5 protein-coding genes are annotated in these 7,769 nt (G+C 59.8%); all 5 read left to right on the forward strand.

Annotated features, from left to right (window positions below):
- Positions 1-111: 111 nt before the first annotated feature.
- The 5 genes from recN to AACS24_RS14730 all read left to right on the forward strand — a co-directional run bounded on the left by recN (position 112) and on the right by AACS24_RS14730 (position 7,582).
- Positions 112-1,776, forward strand: a complete 1,665-nt coding sequence (recN, locus tag AACS24_RS14710; RefSeq protein WP_108570415.1) for a DNA repair protein RecN — start codon at positions 112-114, stop codon at positions 1,774-1,776.
- Between the two features lie 244 nt (positions 1,777-2,020).
- A complete protein-coding gene (locus AACS24_RS14715) occupies positions 2,021-2,911 on the forward strand; it encodes a manganese-dependent inorganic pyrophosphatase (protein ID WP_108570417.1) in 891 nt (296 codons plus the stop codon).
- A 204-nt stretch (positions 2,912-3,115) separates the two neighbouring features.
- Complete coding sequence (macA, locus tag AACS24_RS14720) at positions 3,116-4,279, forward strand: macrolide transporter subunit MacA (protein WP_108570418.1); 1,164 nt, start codon at positions 3,116-3,118, stop codon at positions 4,277-4,279.
- Complete coding sequence (locus tag AACS24_RS14725; protein ID WP_108570419.1) at positions 4,276-6,219, forward strand: MacB family efflux pump subunit; 1,944 nt, start codon at positions 4,276-4,278, stop codon at positions 6,217-6,219. The genes macA and AACS24_RS14725 overlap by 4 nt, the downstream gene beginning before the upstream one ends.
- Before the next feature lies 1 nt (position 6,220).
- Positions 6,221-7,582 carry an efflux transporter outer membrane subunit gene (locus AACS24_RS14730; RefSeq protein ID WP_108570420.1) on the forward strand — a complete coding sequence of 454 codons (1,362 nt, stop codon included), beginning with the start codon at positions 6,221-6,223 and terminating at the stop codon, positions 7,580-7,582.
- The last annotated feature ends 187 nt before the right edge of the window (positions 7,583-7,769 follow it).

The raw sequence follows: 7,769 nt of genomic DNA on the forward strand, positions 1-7,769 counted from the left end.
TGAGATCCTGTAGCATGCCCTGTTAAAAATGACGGAGCCCTCTTTACTGTATATAAGACCAGTATATACTGGATGCATACACAGTAATGTTGACCTATACAGGATGAGACCATGCTGACCCAGCTGACCGTCAACAACTTCGCCATCGTCAAGTTTCTCGAACTCGATCTGCAACCGGGCATGACCTGCATCACAGGGGAAACCGGCGCCGGTAAATCCATCGCCATCGACGCCCTCGGCCTCTGTCTGGGTGAGCGGGCCGAAGCCAGCATGGTGCGCCCAGATAGCGACAAAAGCGAGGTCAGCGCCCGCTTCCTGCTCGACAATAACCCGGCCGCCCGCGCCTGGCTCGCCACCAACGAGCTGGAGAACGAGGGTGAGTGCATCGTGCGGCGAGTCATCTCCGCCGAGGGGCGTTCGCGCAGCTATATCAATGGCGTGCCCGTCCCTCTCACCCAGCTCAAAAACCTGGGCCAACTGCTGGTCAACGTCCACGGTCAGCACGCCCATCAGATGCTGCTCAAACCCGACTACCAGCTCGCCCTGCTCGACGGCTACGCAGGCCACCATCTGCTGCTCGACGAGGTACGCCAGCACTATCAGCAGTGGCGCCAGCTGCAAAACGAGCTCAACCGGCTCAAGGCCGAGCAGCAACAGCGGGAGGCTCGTCGCCAGCTCATCGAGTATCAGGTGCAGGAGCTGGACGAATTTGCCCTGCAGCCAGGTGAGTTTGAAGAGATAGAAGAGGAGCACCAGCGTCTGGCCAACGGCACCGAGTTAATGCAGGAGTGCGGCTTCTGCCTCGATCTGCTCTACGACAACGAAGAAACCACCATTGCCGGCCTGCTACAGACCGCCGTCGACCGGGCGGAGGGGCTGGTCAGCATGGACAGCCGACTCACCACGGTGCTGGAGATGCTGAACGAAGCGCTGATCGGGGTGCAGGAGAGCCACAGCGAACTGCGTAGCTATCTGGATCGGCTGGAGCTGGATCCCGAACGTTTCAACGAGCTGGAAACTCGCCTCTCCAAAGCCATCAATCTGGCGCGCAAGCACCACGTCAAACCAGCAGATCTGGCCCAGTACCATCAGGAGCTGGCCTCTGATCTCGCCCGCCTCAACTCAGACGAGGAACGGCTAGAGGGGATGGAAGATGAGCTGGCCGAGGCTCGTCAGGCTTTTGTTCAGGCCGCCGAGGCCCTGAGCCAGAGCCGTCAGCGTTACGCCCAGGAGCTGGGCGCCAAGGTGACCAGCAGTATGCACGAACTGGCGATGCCCGATGGTCGCTTTGCCATCGAGGTGCGCCCCGATGCCCAGAGCAGCCTCTCTCCGCTGGGTATAGATCGGGTCGAATTTATGGTCACCACCAACCCGGGTCAGCCCATCCAGCCGCTTGGCAAGGTAGCTTCGGGCGGTGAACTGTCGCGTATCAGCCTTGCCATCGTAGTGATCAGCGCTCGCAAGGTCTCCACTCCAACCCTGATTTTCGATGAGGTGGATGTGGGGATCAGCGGCCCGACTGCCGCCGTGGTAGGTCGCCTGCTACGTCAGCTTGGCGAGTCGACTCAGGTGATGGTGGTCACTCACTTGCCGCAGGTGGCAGGCAATGGCCACCAGCACATGGTGGTGAGCAAGCACACCGACGGCAAGACCACCGAAACCCGGATGGATGCGCTCGATCAGAGCGCCCGGCTCAACGAACTGGCCCGCCTGCTGGGAGGGGATCAGATCACCGACATTACCTTGGCCAATGCCCGCGAGCTACTGCACCATTAATTCCCTGGCCAGCCTGATGGCAACATAACCACCGGCTGGCTCTGGCTCTGGAAAAGCATCCTGAGTCAGCAGGGCAAATACACCCCAGCCATTTGTCAGAGCGGTGAGATCACCGACCCAGATCAATAAAATGGTGGATTTGGCCAAGCAGGCAGCAACATCTGCCGGGATCGGGTTGCCTTGACGAGGGGGATTTCGCATAGTGTTGCCCCCTTTATGGGTATCCAATTGTGAGGCTTTGTCTATGATCCACGTTTTTGGCCACAAGAATCCCGACAGTGACAGTATCTGCAGCGCTCTGGTGATCGCTGACTGGCTCAATACACAAGGCCGTCAGGCCACCCCATGGCGCCTCGGCGATCTGCGTACCGAGACCCGCTTCATTCTGGAGCAGGCTGGTGTCGCCGAGCCCGAGCTGCTGACTCAGGATCTGACCGATAAAGATGTCTGGCTGGTCGACTTCAGTGATCTGGAGCAGGGCCCCGCTACCCTATCCCAGGCCAATGTGCTGGGTCTGGTGGATCACCATCGCCTCGGCTCCCTGATCACCCAGTCTCCTCTGGATGCCTGGATCCGTGCCGTTGGCTGCACCTGCACCATCGCTTTTGATCTGCTGAGCCAGCAAGGTACCGTGACCCGCAGCCAGGCTCGCCTGATGCTGGGTGCCATCATGAGCGACACCCTCTGTCTCACCTCGCCAACCACCACCGAGCAGGACAAGATCGCCTGCGAGCGTCTTGCGCCGCTGGCCGAGGTGTCGCTGGCCGAGTTTGGGCAACAGCTGCTGATGGCGAAAACCGACCTGAGCGGCCTCACTCCGGCGCAGTTGCTGCAGCAGGATGAGAAGGCATTCAAGGCCGAAGGGCTGAACTTCATCATGAGCCAGATTGAAGTGGGCAGCGAACAGCAGCTTGCCGACCAGATCGACTCTCTGCAGCAAGAGATGGCACACCGTGTTGAAGGTGAAGGACTCGACTTCTTCGTTCTGATGGTGACCGACCTGACCGCCGCCGCCAGCCGCATCTACTTTACCAAGCACCCGAAAGTACCGGCAGAGTCCAGCTACCACCCGGGCTTTGTCAGCCGCAAGAAGCAGGGTCTGCCCTGGGTGATGGAGTTGCTGGCCAAGGCCTAAACACGCCTATCACCAAGCCTCAGCAAAGCCCCGCCTCTGTGCGGGGCTTTTTTATTTCACCACCACTCGAGTCACGACTTGCCCCCCAATTGACAGGTAACACCATAACTTTGCTTACATATTTTCGGCTGTTATTTGCCATGGCTTTGCTGCACGATTGTCGCCCTATAACCCTTTCGTGTTCTGATTTCATTCAGGTGTTCAATGAAAATAAGCTCCAAGCTGAGAACCCGGGCGATCTTCACTCTGCTCGGGCTGGCACTGATCGGCTGGCTGGTATGGCCAAGCGATCCTCCCAAAGCAATCCTCAAAGCGCCGGTTACCCGGGAAGATATTGCCCAAACCGTGCTGGCCAGCGGCGTGCTGCAAGCCGTGGAACAGGTTGATGTCGGCGCCCAGGTTTCCGGCCAGGTCACCAAGCTTGCCGTCGAGGCCGGAGATAGAGTCAAGAAGGGGGATTTGCTGGCGGAGATCGATCCGCTCATCGCCCAGAACAATCTGAAAACTGCAGAGGCCGAGCTGGCAAGCAACCGCGCCCAGCTCAAGATCAAGCAGGCTCAGCTCAAGCAGTATCAGCTGGCATGGCAGCGCCAGTCACAGATGTTCAAGCAGGAGGCGAGTTCGCGCGCCGATCTGGAGAGCGCCGAAGCGCAGCTGGCCGTCACCCGGGCTGACCTGCAAAGCAGTCAGGCCAACATCGACAATGCCATCATCAAGGTGGAACGGGCCAAAACCGAGCTCGGCTACACCAAGATCCTGGCGCCGATGGATGGCACCGTAATTACCATTGTCACCCGTCAGGGCCAGACATTGGCAGCGAGCCAGACGGTTCCAACCGTGCTCAAGCTGGCCGACCTCGATACCATGACGGTCAAGGCGCAGATCTCCGAAGCGGATGTCACCAAGGTGAAGGCGGGCATGCCGGTCTATTTCACCCTGATTGGCGATCCGGACACCCGCTATCAGGGGAAACTTCGCGCCGTGGAGTTGGCGCCCACTAACATCAACGATCAGGCTACAACCGGTACCACAACCAACAATGCGGCCGTCTACTACTACGCCCTGTTCGATGTGCCCAACCCCGACCACACCCTGCGGGTCGCCATGACGGCACAGGTGACCATAGTGCTTGGCGAACGCAAGCAGGTACTCACTGTGCCGCAAACCGCCCTCGGCAAGTCGCTGGGAGACAATGAGTATGAAGTCACCGTGCTCAAGGACGATGAGACGACCGAAACCCGTCATATCAAGACCGGCATGAAAGATGAAATCAGGATCGAAGTCGTGAGCGGTCTGGACGAAAAAGAGCAGGTTCAGCTCAATCACGGCGCACCTGCCGCTCAGGATGATGTGGCGGTCATGCTATGAGTGAGCCCCTGATCCAGCTAAAAGGGATCGAGCGGCGCTACCAGAGCGGCGAGCAGGAGGTGACCGTCCTCCATCCCCTCGATCTCGTTATCGAAGCCGGGGAGATGATCGCCATCGTTGGTGCCTCCGGCTCCGGCAAATCGACCCTGATGAACCTGTTGGGCTGTCTCGATCGTCCAAGCGGTGGCCAGTATCTGTTCCGGGGAGAGGATACCGCAACGCTCGACGCGCTGGCGCTCGCCCGCCTGCGTTGCCACCACTTCGGCTTTATCTTCCAGCGCTATCACCTGCTGCCCCATCTCGATGCGGCCGCCAACGTCGAAATCCCGGCCATCTATGCCGGTACCAGCCGCCATGACCGACAAGCACGGGCACGTCAGCTGCTCGGTCGCCTCGGGCTCGCCGAGCGCAGTCACCATACGCCGGGACAACTCTCCGGCGGCCAGCAGCAACGGGTCAGTATTGCCCGGGCGCTGGCCAATGGTGGCGAGGTGATTCTGGCGGACGAACCGACTGGCGCGCTGGACAGCCAGAGCGGCAAGGAGGTGATGGCGATCCTCAAAGAGCTCCATCAACAGGGGCACACCATCATTCTGGTGACCCATGACATGGAGGTGGCCAGCCACGCCGACCGGATCATTACCCTCAAAGACGGCAGGGTGCAGGAGGATAGCGGACGCAAGGTCGCTGCCAACCAGCCGGTTCTCAACGTGCCGCCAGCCGCTGGCGAAGGAGCCAGTTATGACTGGGATCGCTATCGGGAAGCGGGGCGTATGGCGGTTCACGCCATGCTGGCCCACCGGATGCGCACCTTCCTCACCATGCTCGGTATCATCATCGGCATCGCCGCAGTGGTGAGCGTGGTAGCGCTGGGGCAAGGGGCGAGAACCAAGGTGATCGACCAGATCAATGCGATGGGCACCAACACTATCGAGATATTCCCAGGCAAGGGATGGGGTGATGAAAAGATGGCGAGCATCCAGACCCTCAACCAGGGGGATCTCGATGCCCTGCAGGGGCAACCCTATCTGGCCGGCGCCAGTCCCGAGATTGCCAGCCCGGGCCAGCTGCGTTACCGCAACAAGACCAGCAGTGGCAGCGTGACCGGTGTGAGTAATGACTACTTCAAGGTGAAAGGAATGACGCTGGTGAATGGACGCTTGCTCGAATGGCAAGATATCCAACAGCGTGCCGCCGTCGCCGTGGTGGACAAGAAGAGCATTGGCAGCCTGCTTGGCAAGGATGATCCCGTTGGCAAGGTGGTGATGGTCGGCACTCTGCCGGTTCGCATCATCGGGGTTGTCTCTCAGGAGACCGGTTTTGGCCCCTCCAGCCAGTCGGTCAATGTCTGGCTTCCCTACAGTGCGGTGATGAGCCGCCTGATTTCGCAGCATCACTTCAGCCAGCTCACCATCCGGGTCAAGGATGGCATACAGCCGGCACTGGCGGAGCAAGCAGTAATCGAGCTGTTGACCAAACGCCACGGCGTGAAGGACTTCTTCACCTTCAGCAGCGACAGCATCATCAAGTCAGTGGAGAAAACGACCGCCACCATGACCCTGATGGTCTCGGCCATCGCGCTGATCTCGCTGATCGTCGGCGGCGTCGGGGTAATGAACATCATGCTGGTGTCGGTGGTGGAGCGAACCCGCGAGATCGGCATCCGTATGGCGGTCGGTGCCCGTCAGTCCGATATATTGCAGCAATTCCTGATCGAAGCGGTGATGGTGAGCCTGCTCGGCGGGATTTGCGGGGTTGGCCTCTCCCTCGGGATCGGCATGCTCTTCTCGCTGCTGGTCGACAGCATCAAGATGCAGTTCTCGCTCTTCTCTATCCTGATGGCCTTTGGCTGCTCGTCACTCATCGGGATCCTGTTTGGTTATCTGCCAGCGCGCAACGCAGCAAGACTCGACCCTGTGGTCGCACTGGCGAGGGAATAACATGCACAAATTATCCTGGCTGGCTCTCTGCATCGCCCTTGGGGGCTGCAGCCAGCAGAGCACCTATCACCGGCAAGATCTCGCCATCGCTCCCGTCTGGCAGCAGGCGAACAGCGAACAGCTTGCCATCCAGGCTGGCCCCTGGTGGCAGGCCTTTCACGACCCGCAGCTCAACCAGCTGGTCGAAGCGGTGCTGGCCGCCAACCCGGACATGCGCATTGCCGCCCTCAAGCTCAAGAGCGCCCGGCTGGGTGCTGATCAGGCCGATACCAATCTCACCCCCTCGGTCAATGGCAGCCTGGGCGCGAGTAGCAACAAGGATCTGAAGAGCGGTAAATCAACCAGCAGTATGGGGCCATCGCTGGGCCTCAGCTATGAGGTGGATCTGTGGGGCAAGCTGGCATCGGCGAGAGATCAGGCGAGCTGGGAAGCTGCTGCCAGCGAGCAGGATCTGGCCAGCACGCGTCTGCTGCTTATCGGCAATAGCCTTGAGCAATATTGGCAGCTTGGCTATCTCGCCTCGGCCATTACCTTGAGCGAGCAACAGCTGGCCAACCTGGCCCGCACCGAGCAGCTGACACAGGCCAAATACAAGGCCGGAGCCATCACCCGACTCGATCTGGCACAGGCCCGCCAGCAGCAAGCGGGCAAACAGGCTGAGCTCGCCTCTCTCAAGGCGCAGCAGGAGCAGGCCCGTAATGCCTTGCGCCTGCTGCTTGGCCGCAACCACGGACAGCTGGAGTATGCACCGACTTCGCTGACAACCCAACCCATTCCTGAACTGGCGGTCGGCATTCCAGCTGATCTGCTGGCCCGTCGCCCCGATGTGAAAGCGGCGGAGCTGCGGCTGCGCAAAACCCTGGCCAGAGGGGATGAGATCCGCACCGGTTTTTATCCGAGCCTCACCCTGACCGGCAGTGCCAGCACAACCTCGGACAGACTGGCGCAGGTGCTGCAAAATCCGGTCGGCTCTCTGGGGGCGACCCTTGCCCTCCCCTTCCTTGAGTACAACCATACCCGCCTTGCCATTGCGAGTTCACAAGTGGATTACCAGATTGCCGAAACCGAGTTTCGCAAGCAGCTCTATACCGCGCTGGTCGAGGTGGAAGACAATCTGGCAGCACGCAGCTATGGCCAGCAGCGACTCAGCTACCTGCAGGAGCAACTCGGGTATGCCAGAGAGTCGGAGCGATTGGCCAAGGCGCGCTTTGAAGCAGGGGCTACCGGTGTTCAGGCTTGGCTCGACGAGCAGAACCGCCTGTGGGATGCCGAGCAGAGCCTGCTGGCTCAGCAGAAGGAACAGCTCAACACTACAGCGAAAATCTATCGTGCCATCGGCGGCAGCGATAACTTGACCCGATAATCAACATGCCCCACCTCGTGAAAGCGGGTGGGGCCTTGTAGATTTCTCCCATTTTCTTGTCTCTTTTTACTTCCCCACTCCAACGCTCCCCCTTGTCTAAATAACTGATCCCAATAGTGCTACACCTTCGCTGTGCCATAGCCATTCCCCGGGAAAGGAGACACGGTATCCATGAAGTGTTTCACTC

Origin of the sequence: Aeromonas sp. HMWF016, assembly GCF_963878195.1 — a bacterium.
Taxonomy (GTDB): Bacteria; Pseudomonadota; Gammaproteobacteria; order Enterobacterales; family Aeromonadaceae; genus Aeromonas; species Aeromonas lacus.